Below are 15,710 nucleotides of genomic sequence, written 5' to 3' on the forward strand. Positions count from 1 at the left end.
TGCCACGGCGCGCGAGCCGTCAACCGGCTTTCGGATAAACCTGCCGCCCCGCCAGGAATGTGGCCTGTACTTCCAGGTCGGCGATGCTCTTTGGGGCGGTGTTACGCGGGTCGGCCGAGACGATCACGAGGTCGGCGTATTTGCCCACCTCAAGCGAGCCGATCACGTTGTCGGCGAACAACTGCCACGCCGCATCGATGGTCTGCGCCCGGATCCCCTGCTCCACGGTCAATCGCTCTTCGGGGGCCAGGACCCGGCCGCTCGGCGCGGTCCGCGTGACCGCCACGCTGATGTTGCGCAACGGCTCCTCCGGGGTGACCGGCGGATCGTTGTGCAGGGAGATGCGCATGCCGGTGGCCACCGCCGACCCCGCAGGCATCCACCGGCCGCCGTGCTCGGGACCGAACAGTCCGTCGACGAGCACGTCGCCCCAGTAATGCAGATGGTCGACGAACAGGCTGCACGTGACCCCGAGTCCGTGCGCACGCTGCAACTGCGCGGTGGTGATGGCGCCGACGTGTTCCAGCCGCAGCCGGTGATCGTCGCGGGGATGGGCACGCAAGACCTCTTCGTAGACGTCGAGGATGGTGTCCACCCCGGCATCGCCGTGCACGTGACAGGCCAGCTGCCAGCCCTGCGGAAAGAACGTGCCGACAATCTCGGTGAGCTGCTCTTTCGTGTAGTTGGCGTGGCCGCAGGACCCCGGCACCACGCCGATGGTCCTGGTGGCATCGGTATCCAGATACGGGAACGTCAGGTCGATGTTGCCGATCCATGGCGACCCGTCGACCCAGATCTTGATACCGATCTGGCGCACCACGTCGTCGCCGTCGAACGGAGTGGCATCGGTGTGCAGTGCCGCGGTGGACATCTCGTAGGTGCGCAGCCGCACCGTCAGCTGGTCGTGCAGCTGCGCGAGCATCGGCCGGAACATCGGGTCGAAGGCCATCTCCGAACACGTGGTCAACCCGGCCCGGTTCAGCCGCGCGCACTCGGCGGCCAGCATCGCCGGATAGTCGCTCACCGAGATGGCATCGCCCAGCAGCGGGAACACCGCCCCGGTCTCCTCGGCCGTGCCGTCGAGCTCACCGTCGGGGGTACGGCCGTATTTGGCCCCCTTGGGGTCCGGTGTGTCTCTCGTCAGCCCGGCGCGGCGGGCCGCCGCCGTGTTGAAGAAGGCCTTGTGACCGGAGTTGTGCACGATCACCAACGGGGTCTCGGGGGCGACGCTGTTCAGCCAGGCCAGGGTGGGATCGGGTAAGCCGTTCTGCAGCAGCGGATCCCAGCCGTTCAGGAATGCACCGTCGGCTCCGCGCCTGGCGACCTCGGCGTTGATCGCGTCGAGCACCTCCTGCGCCGCGGCGAGCGTCACCGGACGGATGTCGACGATGCGACCCGACAACGCCACCGCCTCCATCAACGGATGACCGTGCGCCTCAACGAAACCCGGCATGACGCAGCCGTCGACCTCGCGGACGTCGGTGCCCGGCCCCACCCAGCCGGCCACATCGGCCCGGGAGCCGACCGCGACGATGCGTCCACCGGACACCGCGAGCGCCTCGGCGGTGGGTTGCGTGTCGTCGACGGTGAGGATGGTTCCGTAGAGGACGAGATCGGCTGTCGCGTTCGGGCTGCCCATGCCCGCGATGGTAGGGGTGGAGACGCGCGTCCGGAAGAAATTCTTGACGTCATGTCGATTTCCGGGGGTTGCCGATCGACGTGGTAACGAGGGCACGATGGGCGAGCCCCTTCCCGACGCACGAAGGAGACACACAATGTCGCGCTACATGCTGATCATGCGGTCCACCCCCGAGGCCGAGGCCGCGATGGTCGAGGAGAACATCGACTTCGACGAGATCATCGCGCAGATGGGCCGCTACAACGAAGAGCTGATCAAGGCCGGTGTACTGCTGGCCGGCGAGGGCCTGACCGACCCCGATGAGGGCTTTGTCGTCGATTTCAATGCCGACCCCCCGGTAGTCACCGACGGGCCGTACACCGAGGCCAAGGAGCTGTTCAACGGGTTCTGGATCCTCGACGTGTCCTCGAAAGAGGAGGCCAAGCAGTGGGCACGGAAGTGCCCACTGGGCTGCGGCGTGAAGCTCGAGGTCCGCCGGGTCAGCGAAACCGAGGAATTTCCGCAGGACAACGAGTGGATTCAGAAAGAGATCCAGTGGAAGGCCGACCTGGCAGAAAGGGTGGCGCAGGTCGCCCGTGCGGCAGCCAATCGCTGATCAGAGCACAAGCCCCGGCGGTCCCTAACCCGCCGGGGCTCGGCTCCCGCCCCCCACATCTGAGACTTTAAGCAGCGCCAACCACGTCGACACGAGTAGCGCACTACCCGTATTTCGGTCCGCGATGACGTCGTGTTACACCCACATCGGGGGATCGGCTCAACAATTTCTGGAACACGTTCTAGTCTGGACCCCATGAGTGATGCGCTGCTGCACCATCCCATCCATTCCGGCCACCTCACCGTCGGGGCGCTCAAACGCAACAAAGACAAGCCCGTGCTGTTCCTCGGCGACACCACACTGACCGGTGGCGAGCTCGCAGAACGCATCAGCCAGTACATTCAGGCCTTCGAAGCGCTCGGCGCCGGCTCCGGCGAAGGCGTCGGCCTGCTGTCGCTGAACCGGCCCGAGGTGCTGATGATCATCGGCGCCGGCCAGACCCAGGGCTACCGCCGCACCGCACTACACCCTCTCGGTTCGCTGGACGACCATGCCTACGTGCTGGCCGACGCCGAGGTGAGCACCCTGATCATCGACCCCACACCCGCGTTCGTGGAGCGGGCCGTCGGATTGCTGGAGAAGGTGCCGTCGCTGCGGCAGGTGCTGACGATCGGCCCGGTGCCCGAGGCGCTGGCCGCCGTCGACGCGTCGGTCGCCGACCTGGTGGCCGAAGCCGCCAAGCACGCCCCGGCCCCCCTGGTGGCCGCCGAACTCGACCCCGAGCATGTCGGCGGGCTCACCTACACCGGTGGCACCACCGGTAAGCCCAAGGGCGTGATGGGCACGGTGCGCTCGATCAACACCATGACCACGATCCAGCTCGCCGAGTGGGAATGGCCCGAGAACCCGCGCTTCCTGATGTGCACCCCGCTATCGCACGCCGGCGCGGCGTTCTTCGTGCCGACGATCGTCAAGGGCGGCGAGATGATCGTGCTGCCCAAGTTCGACCCGGCCGAGGTGCTGCGGGTCATCGAGGAGCGTCGCATCACCGCGACCATGCTGGTGCCGTCGATGATCTACGCGCTGATGGACCACCCGGACTCGCACACCCGCGACCTGTCGTCGCTGGAGACCGTGTACTACGGCGCCTCCGCGATGAACCCGGTGCGGCTGGCCGAGGCCCTCAAGCGCTTCGGGCCGATCTTCGCGCAGTACTACGGCCAGTCCGAAGCCCCGATGGTGATCTCCTACCTCGGCAAGAAGGACCACGACGAGAAGCGGCTGACCTCCTGTGGCCGGCCCACCCTGTTCGCCCGGACGGCTTTGTTGGACGCCTCCGGCCAGCCTGTTGCGCAGGGCGAGGTCGGCGAGATCTGCGTGTCCGGACCGCTGCTGGCCGGCGGCTACTGGAGGCTGCCCGAGGCCACCGCGGATACCTTCTCCGGCGGCTGGCTGCACACCGGCGACATGGCCCGCGAAGACGAGGACGGCTACTGGTTCATCGTCGACCGCGTCAAGGACATGATCGTCACCGGCGGGTTCAACGTGTTCCCGCGTGAGGTGGAAGACGTTGTGGCCGAACATCCTTCGGTGGCGCAGGTGTGCGTGATCGGCACCCCCGACGAGAAGTGGGGCGAGGCCGTCACCGCGGTGATCGTGCTGCGTCCCGACGCCGCGTCCGACGACGAGGCCGTCGCGAAGGTGACCGCCGAGATCCAGGCCGCGGTCAAGGACCGCAAGGGCTCGGTCCAATCGCCCAAGCAGGTCATCATCGTCGACTCCGTGCCGGTGACCGCGCTCGGCAAGCCCGACAAGAAGACCGTCCGGGCCCAGTTCTGGGAGGGCTCCGCCCGCTCGATCGGCTAGTTTTCTGGCGCATCTGCGCCGCTTTGTCACGCTGGAGTGGCTCTGGTGCTCGACCGCCACGCCAGCGTGACAATGGGCGGCTCGGCAGAATGGGTGAGGTGGCTGAAACCCCGGCGCCCACCGATATGCGCGCCACGCTCGACGCGGTCTGGCGGATGGAGGCGGCCAAGATCCTGGCCACCCTGACCCGTACCGTCGGCGATGTCGGTCTGGCCGAGGACCTCGCCCACGAGGCACTGCTCGACGCACTCACGCAATGGCCGCAGACCGGAGTGCCCCGCAACCCCGGCGCCTGGCTGACCACGGTGGCCAAACGCAAGGCCATCGACCACTGGCGCCGCGCGGAAAACCTCGATGCCAAGTACGCCGTGCTGGCCCACGATCTGGCCGAGCATGTCGATGAGGCCTGGGACCCCGACCGAATCGACGACGACGTCCTGCGGCTCATCTTCATCGCCGCGCACCCGGTGTTGTCGCGTGAGGCCCAGGTCGCGCTGACGTTGCGCATGGTCGGCGGGTTGAGCACCGACGAGATCGCCCGGGCCTTCCTCACCTCGACCGCCACCGCGGCCGCGCGCATCACCCGGGCCAAAAAGACCCTGACACAAGCCAACCCGCCCTTCGAAGTGCCGCCGCGCGACGAATACCCGCAACGACTGTCAGCGGTGCTGTCGGTCATCTATCTGATCTACAACGAGGGCTACTCGGCGTCAGCCGGACAGCGGTGGATCCGCGACGAACTGTGTACCGAAGCACTGAGATTGGGCCGCGTGCTGGCCGCACTGGCACCTGAGGAACCCGAGGTCCACGGCCTGCTGGCGCTGATGGAGTTCCAATCCTCACGCTTCGCGGCACGCACCGACGCCGACGGCCGGCCCATCCTCTTGGAGGACCAGAACCGGGCCCGCTGGGACCGGGCACAGATCCAACGGGGCACCACGGCCCTTGAGCGCTCCAGTGCCACACGGCAGCAACGCGGTTGGGGTCCGTACGCGCTGCAGGCCGCACTCGCCGAATGCCACGCGGTCGCCCCGACCGCGGCCGACACCGACTGGGCGCGCATCGTCGCCCTGTACGACGCGTTGTTGCAGATCGCCCCGTCCCCCGTAGTGCAACTCAACCGGGCGGTCGCCGTCGCCATGCGCTCCGGCCCGCAGGAGGCACTGACGCTCGTCGACGCTATCGAAGGCCTCGACGGTTCGTACCTGCTGCCCAGCGTGCGCGGCGAGTTGCTGTCCCGTCTCGGCCGGCATACCGAGGCTGCCGAACAGTTCGACCGCGCTGCAGCCCTGACCGACAACGAACGCGAGCGAGACGTACTGGTGGACAAGGCGATCCGCGAACGCAGCTGATAACGGCCGACATCGTGGCACGATGGCGGACATGCTGTCGGCAGTGTTGTTCGACTTCTCCGGGACCTTGTTCCGCCTCGAGGAACAAGACAGCTGGTTCGCCGGGATGGCCGTCGACGAACGCGCGGTCGACGGCCACGTGCAAACCGAATTGATGCGCCGGCTCACCGCCCCGACCGGGCGGTCCGTGACCATGACCGACGAGCAGTACCGGGCCTGGGCCAACCGCGACCTGGCGCCACACCTGCACCGTGAGGCCTACCTGCATGTGCTGCGGGAATCCGGATTGGCCGACCACCACGCGGAATCGCTGTACAACCGGGTGATCGACCCGGCCAGCTGGACCGCCTACCCCGACACCGCAAGGGTGTTCAAAAACCTGAAGGCACAAGGACTCCGGACGGCCGTCGTCTCCAACATCGCTTTCGATGTGCGTCCGGCCTTCACGGCGATCGGCGCCGCCGGGCACGTCGACGAGTTCGTGCTGTCCTTCGAGGTGGGTGCGGTCAAGCCGGATCCCGCGATCTTCACCACAGCACTGGACCGCCTGGGTGTGGCCGCTGCGGACACGCTGATGGTCGGTGACAGCGAGGAAGCCGACGGCGGCGCCCGCGCGGTAGGTTGCCGATTCGCGCTGGTCGACCCGCTACCACCACCGAGCGGCCGGACGGACTGATCGCAGCCCTGCAGGGTGTCGGTATCCGCGCCTAGGGTGGAGTCATGGCTGACGACCGCATCCGGCCACCATGGTGGCTGAAGTACGTCAACAAGGTGATGATCGGGCTGAACAAGCTCGGCGTCGGCGGCGACAAAGGTCCCGTCGTGCTGACCGTACCGGGCCGCAAGAGCGGTAAACCGAGGTCGACGCCGGTCACCCCGATGACCGTCGACGGGCACCGCTACATCGTCGCCGGACTGCCCGGGGGCGACTGGGCCGCCAACGCCCGGGCCGCCGGTGAGGCCACCGTGCACCAGGGTCGTCAAGACCAACAGGTGCGCGTCGTGGAGATCCCCGCCGAGCAGGCCCGGCCGCTGTTGCGTCAGTTCCCCATCCTGGTTCCGACCGGCGTGGGGTTCATGCGTAGTGCCGGACTGGTCACCGGGCCCCACCCCGACGAGTTCGAGGCACTCGCGGGGCGCTGCCCGGTGTTCCGGCTGGACCCGGTCTAGCGCGCCCGTATCAGCTCAGGTGCGGGGCTTCCTTGATCTTGGAGTCCTGCTTGCCCACCGTCTGGCAGAAGGTCTGCACCGCCAACCGGGTTCCGGTGATCTCGAGTTGAGCGGCATCGGCGCCCTTCTCGTCCTTGAGCATCTTGGCCACCGCTTCGTTCTGCGTCTTTTCGTCCTGGCCGATGAAGTCCTTGCACTTGGTGTCACCGCCGGTGATCGCGGGTGAACATCCGACGAGCACCGAGCCCGCAACCGCGCCCGCCATCAACACCTTTGCCAACTTCGTCATCGTGGCCCTCTCTTGTCTGGTGACGCGCCGTACGCATCATCGCGCCAGGTCTGATACCCAGCGACGGTACCTGTGAAACGTCGCGTCGTCCTCGTTCTACAGTCGAGCACGTGAGTGCAGACAACCCGTTCGACCCGACGGCCTGGGAGCCGGTGCCCGGCTTCGACGAACTGACCGACATCACCTACCACCGTCACGTCGCCGACGGCGCCCGGCAGCCCACGGTGCGGATCGCATTCGACCGGCCCGAGGTGCGCAACGCGTTCCGGCCCCACACCGTCGACGAGCTGTACCGCGTCCTCGACCACGCCCGGATGTCCCCCGATGTCGGCGTGGTGTTGCTGACCGGCAATGGCCCGTCAGAGAAGGACGGCGGCTGGGCCTTCTGCTCCGGCGGCGATCAGCGCATCCGCGGCCGGTCCGGCTACCAGTACGCGGATGGCGAAACCGCGGAAACCGTCGATCCGGCACGAGCCGGGCGGTTGCACATCCTCGAGGTACAGCGGCTGATCCGGTTTATGCCGAAAGTGGTGATCTGCCTGGTCAACGGTTGGGCAGCCGGCGGCGGGCACAGCCTGCACGTCACCTGCGACCTGACCCTGGCCAGCCGCCAGCACGCGAAGTTCAAGCAGACCGATGCCGACGTCGGCAGCTTCGACGGCGGATTCGGCAGCGCCTATCTGGCCCGCCAGACCGGCCAGAAGTTCGCCCGCGAGATCTTCTTTCTGGGCCGCGCCTATGACGCCGAGACCATGTACCAGATGGGCGCGGTGAATGACGTCGTCGACCACGCCGAGCTGGAGTCCGTCGGCCTGCAGTGGGCGGCCGAGATCAACGGCAAGTCGCCCCAGGCCATCCGGATGCTGAAGTTCTCGTTCAACCTGATCGACGACGGCCTGGTGGGCCAGCAGGTGTTCGCCGGAGAAGCCACCCGCTTGGCCTACATGACCGACGAGGCCGTCGAGGGCCGGGATGCCTTCCTGGAGAAGCGCGATCCGGACTGGAGCGGATTCCCGCGCTACTTCTGAGGGATTTGGGTGCGTTCAGCGGCGGTCAGCGCTGCTGAACGCACCCAAATCGCGGGGTCAGAACCGGAAGGTGGTCTGGCCGTGCGGTGACTTCGCGAACGCGAGCGCCTTGGCCGGCCTGACCTGGTAGACGATCGCGGCCTCACCGTCCGGGTCGAAAACCTGATCGTCGCAAGCGAAATCCCAGTCGTCGCCGTACTTGGCCCGGTAGGCATCGGCCAGGGCTGTCAATCGCTGCAGACCCGTCACCCGCACGGCGGTCCCCTCGACAACCACGTCCAGGCCCGCATTCCAGGTGTTGGTTCCGGTCGTCACCACAACAGCCGTCCCCGCCTGCAAATTGCGCGCCTTCTGTTCGGTGGGCCCGGTACAGAACACGAATGCGTCGTCGGTCCACAACCCGACCAACGGCGTGACGTGAGGCCGACCGTCCCCGCGCACCGTGGTGAGCCAGTAAAGCGCGGCGGCGTCGAGTGCGCCCGCGACGGCCTGCCACGTGATCGGTTCGGTCGCCTCGCTGAAGCGCTGGTCAAGCTTGCCCGTGATCGTCATAGCGGTATCGACTCGGCAGAGGCCCACAAGTCATCGCAGAAAGCTAGGCGACCTAAACTCGGCCCATGAGTAAGAACCCGCTGCGCCGGCTGTCCGAACAGGTGCTGCTGACCAGCATGCGTCCGCCGCTGACCGAACGACTGCAGGCCCGTGGCGACATCAACGTTGCCGGCAAGCGGATCCTGTTGACCGGCGCCTCCTCGGGTATCGGTGAGGCTGCGGCCGAGAAGTTCGCCGCGAAGGGGGCCACCGTCATCGCGGTGGCCCGCCGCCAGGAACTGCTTGACGACCTGGTCGGTCGGATCACCACCAAGGGCGGCGACGCCCGCGCCCATGCGGTGGACCTGTCCGACCTGGATGCCATCGACGAACTGGTCGCCACCATCGAACGCGATCTGGGCGGCGTCGACATCCTGATCAACAACGCCGGCCGGTCGATCCGGCGCCCACTGGCCGAATCGCTGGACCGCTGGCACGACGTCGAGCGCACCATGACGCTCAACTACTACTCACCGCTGCGGCTGATCCGCGGTCTGGCCCCGGGCATGCGCGAACGCCGCGACGGGCACATCATCAACGTCGCCACCTGGGGCGTCATGAACGAATCCTCACCGCTGTTCGCCGTCTACAACGCCTCCAAGGCCGCCCTGGCCGCGGTCAGCCGGGTCATCGAAACCGAATGGGCCTCCGTCGGCGTGCATTCCACGACGCTGTACTACCCGTTGGTGAAGACCCCGATGATCGCCCCGACCCGCGCCTACGACGGGCTGCCCGGGTTGTCAGCTTCCGAAGCCGCCGAGTGGATGCTGACCGCGGCGCGTACCCGCCCGGTGCAGATCGCGCCACGGATGGCGGTGACGGCCAAGGCCATCAACACCGTGGCACCCGGACTGGTCGACGCCGTGATGAAACGGCAACGGGTCCAGCCGGTCTGACGTGTCATGGCGCGGCCCGCCTGGCCGCGGTGGTAGACAAGGGTCATGGAAATCCTGGCCAGCCGGATGCTGATTCGGCCGGTCGACTACCCGAAGTCGGTCGAGTTCTACCGCGACCGGATCGGTCTGGCCATCGCGCGTGAATACGGTGCCGGCACAGTGTTCTACGCCGGGCAGTCACTGATCGAGTTGGCCGGCCACCACAGCCCGACCGAATCAGGTGTGTTTCCCGGGGCGCTGTGGCTGCAGGTGCGCGACGTCTATGCCACTCAGGCGGAGCTGGAAAGCCGTGGGGTGGCCATCGCCCGACCCGCAGCCCAGGAGCCGTGGGGTCTGCACGAGATGCATGTGATCGATCCGGACGGCATCACCCTGATTTTCGTTCAGGTGCCCGACACCCACCCGCTGCGGCGAGACACCCGGGACTGACGAGGAGACCGCCGTGGCGAAATCAGTGCTCGGCCGTGGCTCCGCGCGCGCACGGGTGCTCGAGGCCGCGCTGACACTGTTCGGTGAACACGGCGTCAGCGGCACCACATTGCAGATGATCGCCGACAGCATCGGCGTGGGTAAGGCGTCGGTCTACTACCAGTTCCACTCCAAGGAAGACATCGTGGCGGCCGCGGCCCAACCGATGTTCGACGACATGGCGCGGGTGATGGCGATCGCCGACGCCGTCTCCGACCCGGCCACCCGCCGCGAGATCACCATCAGCGGCCTCATCGACCTGAGCGTGCGGCACCGCCGGCTGGCCGCGGTGCTCAAGGCCGACCCGGCGCTGGAGCACCTGATCCAGTCACGCGAGGACCTCACCGAGCTGACCGAGCGCTTCACCAACCTGCTGCTCGGCGACGCCCACAAGCCCGCGGGCAGAGCCGTCATATCCATGGTCACCAACGGCGTCTTCGCCGCCGTGACCGACAAGACACTGGAGGACGTCAGCGACGAAGATCTGCGCCGCACGCTGTTGGAAGCCTCGCAGCAATTGATGCGCACTTCATCCTATTTCGAGTGAGCGCAGTGCGAATCGAGCGCTACCAGGTCCAGACCGTCGGATCGGCGGGCGGGTAGGTCGCGCAGTTCTTGGTGCCGTGCGCGACGACGCCCTTGTTGTTGAAGAACAATTTGGCCCAGTTCGGCCAGCGCCAGGACATGTTCTCGAAGAACGCGTTGGTGGCCGTGTTCTCCGAGTACTGGCGGCGGCCGGCGTAGTCCAACGAGAAGAACCAGTTGATACGGTCCCGGGCGCCCTGCTGATCGGCGGCGGGCTTGTTGTTGTAGTCGATCATGTAACGCTCGTAGTACACGGGATTCGTGTCCCGCACCGCGGCCATGTACTGGTCGACGGTGCAGGTGGTCCTGAGCATGTTGCTCGGGATCGGGTACTCGTCGGTGGCGTCGGCGGCCGCTACGCCCGGCGTGAAAACCAAGGTCGTGGCCGCGGCGGCCGCAGCCAGGTAGGTACCGATGAATCTCTTGCTTCGCATGGGGTTTGAACTCCTCAGCGTTCGTCGGCGGCGCGCTGGAGCGCGGGCGCCTGTTCCGGGCAGTAGGCCGGTATCGCACCGCCGACGAACTGCCAGGCCTGGTCGGTCGTGGCGTCGTTGTTCAGCTGGGCGTGCACGAACTTCGCCGACGCGAACGCGTCCGGGTCAAGGCCGTTGCGCAGCCGCTTGCACATGATCTTGGCGATCCAGGCGTTGTAGTCCCTCTGCCCGTAGATCCCGTAGGTGTGCAACTGCTCGGCGAACTCCTGATCGGGATCGGCGTGAGCGATCGGCGTGGCACCCATCGGTCCCACCGCGGCGGCAACCATCGCCACCGCCGCGATCGTTCCGCGTTTCATCCATGACATCCGCACTAGACCAGAGCCTCCTGTGGCTGGCGCTGAATCGGGGGCCACGGCTGCGGAATCGGCCGCGACCGCACCCGCTGCGGCCACCAGAACCACTTGCCGAGCAGTGCGGCGATCGACGGCGTCATGAACGCGCGGATCACCAGGGTGTCGAACAACAGACCCAGACCGATCGTCGTACCGACCTGGCCCATGATCGTGAGATCGCTGACCGCCATCACCATCATCGTGAAGGCAAAGACCATGCCCGCGGCGGTCACCGTCGAACCGCTGCCACCCAACGCCCGGATCATGCCGGTGTTCAGCCCGGCGTGTATCTCCTCTTTGAGCCGGGAGACGACGAGCAGGTTGTAGTCCGCACCGACCGCCAACAGGATGATCACCGCCATCGGCAGCACCATCCAGTGCAGCTCGATCCCCAGCAGGTATTGCCACAGGAGCACCGAAACGCCGAAGGACGCACCCAGCGAGAGCACCACCGTGCCGACGATCACCACCGCGGCCACGATCGCCCGGGTCAGCAGCAGCATGATCAGGAAGATCAGACCGACCGCGGCAACCCCGGCGATGATCAGGTCGAACTTCGTGCCGTCGGCCATGTCCTTGAAGGTGGCTGCGGTGCCGCCTAGGTAGATGGTCGACCCCTCGAACGGCGTGCCCTTGATCGCCTTCTTGGCCGCGTTCTTGATCGAGTCGATCCGCTCGATGCCCGCCGCGGACATCGGATCACCCTCATGGTTGATGATGAACCGCACCGCATGCCCATCCGGGGACAGGAACTGCTCCAGACCCTTTGCGAAATCCGGGTTTTCGAACGCTTCGGCGGGAAGATAGAACGAGTCGTCGTTCATCGAATCGGTGAAGGCCTTCCCCATTTCGGTCGAGGTCTCGGCCATGATGCGCTGCTGTTCCTGCATACCCTGCTGGGTCTGCTGCATGGTCAGCATCATCTCCCGCATGTTCACCATGGTCTGCTTCATCTCGGGCATGATCGCGATCATCTGCGGCATCAACGTGTTGAGCCGACGCATCTGCGGCATCATCTCGTTCATATCGCTGGTCATCACGTCCATGCCGTCGATGACGTCGAACACCGAGCGGATCGACCAGCACATCGGGATGTTGAAGCAGTGCGGTTCCCAGTAGAGGTAGTTCCGAATCGGCCGGAAGAAATCGTCGAAGTTGGCGATGTTGTCGCGCAGTGTTTCGAGGTTGGCCACCATGCCGTCCATCGACGACACCATCTGACTGGTGGTATCGGCCATCTCGATGGTGATGGCGGTCATCTTGTCCATGCTCTCGATGGTGTTCTGCATATCCGCAACCTGATTGGTCATATCGGCGGTGCGGTCGGTGTTGTACTTCTCGTTGAGCCGCTGCAGGGTGCTCTGCTGACTGATCATGTACGGGATCGTGGTGTTCTTGATCGGCGTACCGTCGGGTCGGGTGATGGTCTGCACCCGGCCGATGCCCTCCACCTGGAAGACCGCCTTGGCGATCTTCTCGATAACCAGGAAGTCGGCGGGGTTACGCAGATCGCGATCGCTCTCGATCATCAGCATCTCGGGATTCAGCCGGGCCGGCGAGAAGTGCCGTTCGGCGGCCGCGTAGCCCTGATTGGACGCGATGTCACCGGGTAGGTAGAGGCGGTCGTTGTAACTGGTCTTATAACCCGGCAGCGCCAGCAGTCCGATGAGCGACACCGCGATGGTGGCGATCAGGATCGGGCCGGGCCAACGCACCACGGCGGCGCCCACCTTGCGCCAACCACGCACGCGCATCGCACGTTTGGGATCCACGAACCGGCCGGCGACGGTAACCATGGCAGGGCCGAACGTCAGCGCGGTGGCAATGAGCACCAGCATGCCGATGGCAAGCGGCACACCGAGAGTCTGGAAATACGGCAACCGGGTGAAGCTCAGGCAGTAGGTGGCGCCCGCGATGGTCAGGCCGGATCCGACGATCACATGTGCGGTGCCCCCGAACATGGTGTAGTAGGCCGACTCTCGATCCTCGCCACTATGTCGGGCCTCCTGGTAGCGGCCGACGAAGAAGATCGCGTAGTCGACCGAGATCGCGATCGCCAGCGTCACCAGCAGACTGGTCGCGAAGGTCGAGAGACCGATGATCTCGTAGTAGCCCAGGAATGCCACCGCACCGCGGACCGTCAGCAGACTGACCGCCACCATAAGGATGATCAGCACTGTCGTCATGATCGACCGGAAGATGGTGAGCAGCATGACGATGATGACCAGGAAGGTCAGCGCCTCTACCAGCCGCATGCTGCCGTGGCCGGCCTCGGTCTGTTCGGCGGTCATCGCCGCGGACCCGGTGACGAAGACCTCGACACCGTCGGGCGCGGGGATGCTCTCCGCGATGCGTTTGACGGCTTCGACGGATTCCAGCGACAGTGCCTCGCCCTGGTCGCCTGCCAGGTTGGCCGAGACGTACACGGCCTTGCCGTCACCGCTCTGAACCCCGGACGCGGTCAGCGGATCACTCCACAGATCCTGGACATGCTCGACGTGTTTGGTGTCGGCGCGGAGCTTCTCGATCAGCTCGGAGTAGTAGCGGCGGCTGTCCTCGCCCAGCTTCTCCTGACCTTCCAGGACGATCATCGCCGAGCTGTTCGACGTGTATTCGTCGAACACCTGGCCGATGCGCTGGGTGGCGATGACCGCGGGCGCTTCCTGCGGACTCATCGACACCGACCGCATCTCACCGACGTCCTCGAGTTGCGGCACCGCGACGTTCAGAAAGGCGGCGATACCCACCCAGACCAGGATGATCGGCACCGAAAGCTTGCGGAGTACGCGGGCGATCTTGCCGAAGTGGGCGGTTTCGTAGCGGGCTGGAGCGGTGCGGGTGATGGGTCCGGTGGGCGCATCGGCGTTGTGCCTGCTCATGCGGACTTCACGATGCAGAAGGTCTGAACATTGGCGCCGGTGGCCGTGCGCTCGTCCTTGAGCTCACCGTCGACGATCACCCGGCATCCCAAAAAGTCGGTCTTGCCCTGCGCCACGATGTTGGCGGCAGCAGACGGCTCGGTGGTCTGCAGCGTTATGGACCACGGCAGGATGGCGCCGTCGACCCGCTGCGGCTCGCCTTCCAGATCCACATAGTTCACATCCACAGCGGCACCTTCCGGACCAAAGATCTCGTACGTCAACACTTTTGGATCGAACGGGTCGGGATCGTTCGCGAACTCCACCGGTGTGGTCAGCGGTGGGTCGGATGCAAATACGCCGCGGACACGGTCGACGGTCAACCCCACTACGCCGATCACCGCCACGAAGACCAAGGGCAACCACACCCGTTTGAGCAATTTCATCGCCGCCTCCTCCTGCACCCTGCCGTCCACCCGAACCAGATGACCGCGGTCATCGACGGGACTTAAGTTATACAAGCGGCTTACTTCAAGCAAGCCGGTCGTATAAGTAGAACTAACCAACTGGCCAAATAGGCCCAGCCGTGTGGTCAACCGGATGGTGGCAACAGGGAGAGTTGGGGCAACGCACGGCACAGCCGGGTGGCGGCCTGGGCGTCGCCAAGGGGGTTCGGTCTACTACCAGCTGAGTCCGTAGACGGACCGCCCTGGCGCCACTTCGGTGTGTTCGACGACATCGCCGTCAAGCGGCGTCAGGCGTCAGGCGTCAGGCCCGATTCGCCGAAATTCCTTCGCGCAAAAGCTGATCGCGCAGTTGTGGAACGAATGACCGCAGCCAAAGAAGCTATGCGTTGAAGCCGGGAACGGCCCTGATGGCGCGGCGCGAGGCATTGCCGTACGCGGGGATCGCCGGACTCCACCCCCCCGGTCCAGGCGTTCACAAGATCGCCGGCGCGCAGATCCTCCTACGCCGGGGATTCAGGCAGCGTGCTGCCGTGACTAAATAGACAGCGGCCAGCCCACCGAAGCCAGCCGCGCGGCGACCTGGTTGATCTCTTCGGGGTTGGGTTCCTTCTCGATGACGTTGTGCACCGCAACGCGGATCTCGTCGTCGGTGACCGGGCTGTGCCCGTCGCTGGACCGCAGGATGTCATGGGTGGCCTTGACCACCTCATCCTCGGTCAGCGATCGGGTCAGCAGCGCCAACAACGCGAAGTGGTCTTTGTGCGGCACGCCCTCGGGATAGCCGGCACGCAGCCAGCGCAGGACGTTGTCCAGGAAGCTCGTTGTTTCAGCCATGACGCTCAGCTCACTTCGTGGGCAGGAACGGGAACAGGTCGACACCGGTGTGGTGGATGATCGTGGTCCGCGTGATCCACGCGATGGCCACCAGAATCACCACACCGACCAGGGTGAACAACGCCAACCCGAGGAACCTCAGGGCCGCATTGGGGGCGTGGGTGGTGCCGTCGGCACCCACACCGCCGCCACCGTTGGAGTAGGCCACGAGTCCCGCGGCGAACACCGCAGGCAGACCGGCGCCGAGCACCAACCCGACCGCGAGAACCTTGAAAATGGCTTCCAGATAAGTCATTACGATTC

At 65.8% G+C, this 15,710-nt stretch carries 17 protein-coding genes and 1 pseudogene; 9 read left to right on the forward strand and 9 right to left on the reverse strand.

Translation table 11 applies throughout. The features are described 5' to 3' along the window. Positions 1 to 19: 19 nt before the first annotated feature. Complete coding sequence (locus JOF57_RS20670) at positions 20 to 1,639, reverse strand: amidohydrolase (RefSeq protein WP_209919506.1); 1,620 nt, start codon at positions 1,637 to 1,639, stop codon at positions 20 to 22. A gap of 136 nt (positions 1,640 to 1,775) precedes the next feature. Here JOF57_RS20670 and JOF57_RS20675 point away from each other — a divergent pair, with 136 nt between their 5' ends. The 5 genes and pseudogenes from JOF57_RS20675 to JOF57_RS20695 all read left to right on the forward strand — a co-directional run bounded on the left by JOF57_RS20675 (position 1,776) and on the right by JOF57_RS20695 (position 6,562). After that, positions 1,776 to 2,234, forward strand: a complete 459-nt coding sequence (locus JOF57_RS20675; RefSeq protein ID WP_209919508.1) for a YciI family protein — start codon at positions 1,776 to 1,778, stop codon at positions 2,232 to 2,234. Positions 2,235 to 2,429: 195 nt separating this feature from the next. Then, positions 2,430 to 4,040, forward strand: a complete 1,611-nt coding sequence (fadD8, locus tag JOF57_RS20680; RefSeq protein WP_209919511.1) for a fatty-acid--CoA ligase FadD8 — start codon at positions 2,430 to 2,432, stop codon at positions 4,038 to 4,040. A gap of 89 nt (positions 4,041 to 4,129) precedes the next feature. After that, the gene (locus JOF57_RS20685) at positions 4,130 to 5,392 is read left to right on the forward strand and encodes an RNA polymerase sigma factor (RefSeq protein ID WP_209919513.1); all 1,263 of its coding nucleotides are present in this window, start codon (positions 4,130 to 4,132) and stop codon (positions 5,390 to 5,392) included. 22 nt (positions 5,393 to 5,414) lie between these two features. Continuing rightward, a pseudogene (locus tag JOF57_RS20690) lies at positions 5,415 to 6,103 on the forward strand (HAD family hydrolase). 9 nt (positions 6,104 to 6,112) lie between these two features. Beyond that, positions 6,113 to 6,562, forward strand: a complete 450-nt coding sequence (locus tag JOF57_RS20695; protein WP_209919514.1) for a nitroreductase family deazaflavin-dependent oxidoreductase — start codon at positions 6,113 to 6,115, stop codon at positions 6,560 to 6,562. Positions 6,563 to 6,572: 10 nt separating this feature from the next. Here JOF57_RS20695 and JOF57_RS20700 read toward each other — a convergent pair whose 3' ends face one another. Continuing rightward, the gene (locus JOF57_RS20700) at positions 6,573 to 6,851 is read right to left on the reverse strand and encodes a hypothetical protein (protein ID WP_209919516.1); all 279 of its coding nucleotides are present in this window, start codon (positions 6,849 to 6,851) and stop codon (positions 6,573 to 6,575) included. Between the two features lie 110 nt (positions 6,852 to 6,961). Between JOF57_RS20700 and JOF57_RS20705 the strand changes: the two genes are divergently transcribed. Next, positions 6,962 to 7,879 (forward strand): 1,4-dihydroxy-2-naphthoyl-CoA synthase, encoded by a 918-nt coding sequence (locus JOF57_RS20705; protein ID WP_209919517.1) that lies wholly within the window; start codon positions 6,962 to 6,964, stop codon positions 7,877 to 7,879. Between the two features lie 57 nt (positions 7,880 to 7,936). Here JOF57_RS20705 and JOF57_RS20710 read toward each other — a convergent pair whose 3' ends face one another. Next, on the reverse strand, positions 7,937 to 8,431 hold the full coding sequence (locus JOF57_RS20710; protein ID WP_209919519.1) for a pyridoxamine 5'-phosphate oxidase family protein: 495 nt from the start codon (positions 8,429 to 8,431) through the stop codon (positions 7,937 to 7,939). A gap of 65 nt (positions 8,432 to 8,496) precedes the next feature. Here JOF57_RS20710 and JOF57_RS20715 point away from each other — a divergent pair, with 65 nt between their 5' ends. From JOF57_RS20715 to JOF57_RS20725, 3 genes are read left to right on the forward strand one after another with little or no spacing between them, the layout of a single operon-like run. After that, positions 8,497 to 9,366 carry an SDR family oxidoreductase gene (locus JOF57_RS20715; protein ID WP_209919521.1) on the forward strand — a complete coding sequence of 290 codons (870 nt, stop codon included), beginning with the start codon at positions 8,497 to 8,499 and terminating at the stop codon, positions 9,364 to 9,366. 45 nt (positions 9,367 to 9,411) lie between these two features. After that, positions 9,412 to 9,795: a VOC family protein gene (locus tag JOF57_RS20720; RefSeq protein WP_209919523.1), complete on the forward strand. Its 384-nt coding sequence runs from the start codon at positions 9,412 to 9,414 to the stop codon at positions 9,793 to 9,795. Positions 9,796 to 9,808: 13 nt separating this feature from the next. Next, the gene (locus JOF57_RS20725) at positions 9,809 to 10,381 is read left to right on the forward strand and encodes a TetR/AcrR family transcriptional regulator (RefSeq protein WP_307870060.1); all 573 of its coding nucleotides are present in this window, start codon (positions 9,809 to 9,811) and stop codon (positions 10,379 to 10,381) included. Positions 10,382 to 10,400: 19 nt separating this feature from the next. Here the strand turns inward: JOF57_RS20725 and JOF57_RS20730 are convergent, their stop codons facing one another. The 6 genes from JOF57_RS20730 to JOF57_RS20755 form a co-directional block, all read right to left on the reverse strand. Then, positions 10,401 to 10,853, reverse strand: coding sequence for a DUF5078 domain-containing protein (locus JOF57_RS20730; protein WP_209919525.1), 453 nt, complete (start codon positions 10,851 to 10,853; stop codon positions 10,401 to 10,403). Between the two features lie 14 nt (positions 10,854 to 10,867). Continuing rightward, positions 10,868 to 11,212 (reverse strand): DUF732 domain-containing protein, encoded by a 345-nt coding sequence (locus tag JOF57_RS20735; RefSeq protein WP_209919526.1) that lies wholly within the window; start codon positions 11,210 to 11,212, stop codon positions 10,868 to 10,870. Between the two features lie 14 nt (positions 11,213 to 11,226). Beyond that, complete coding sequence (locus JOF57_RS20740) at positions 11,227 to 14,127, reverse strand: MMPL/RND family transporter (protein ID WP_209919528.1); 2,901 nt, start codon at positions 14,125 to 14,127, stop codon at positions 11,227 to 11,229. Beyond that, complete coding sequence (locus JOF57_RS20745; RefSeq protein ID WP_209923549.1) at positions 14,124 to 14,552, reverse strand: MmpS family transport accessory protein; 429 nt, start codon at positions 14,550 to 14,552, stop codon at positions 14,124 to 14,126. The genes JOF57_RS20740 and JOF57_RS20745 overlap by 4 nt, the downstream gene beginning before the upstream one ends. A gap of 555 nt (positions 14,553 to 15,107) precedes the next feature. Then, positions 15,108 to 15,407 (reverse strand): DUF3349 domain-containing protein, encoded by a 300-nt coding sequence (locus tag JOF57_RS20750; RefSeq protein WP_209919530.1) that lies wholly within the window; start codon positions 15,405 to 15,407, stop codon positions 15,108 to 15,110. Positions 15,408 to 15,417: 10 nt separating this feature from the next. After that, on the reverse strand, positions 15,418 to 15,702 hold the full coding sequence (locus tag JOF57_RS20755; RefSeq protein WP_209919532.1) for a hypothetical protein: 285 nt from the start codon (positions 15,700 to 15,702) through the stop codon (positions 15,418 to 15,420). Positions 15,703 to 15,710 lie beyond the last annotated feature (8 nt).

Source organism: Mycolicibacterium lutetiense (assembly GCF_017876775.1).
Lineage (GTDB): Bacteria > Actinomycetota > Actinomycetes > Mycobacteriales > Mycobacteriaceae > Mycobacterium > Mycobacterium lutetiense.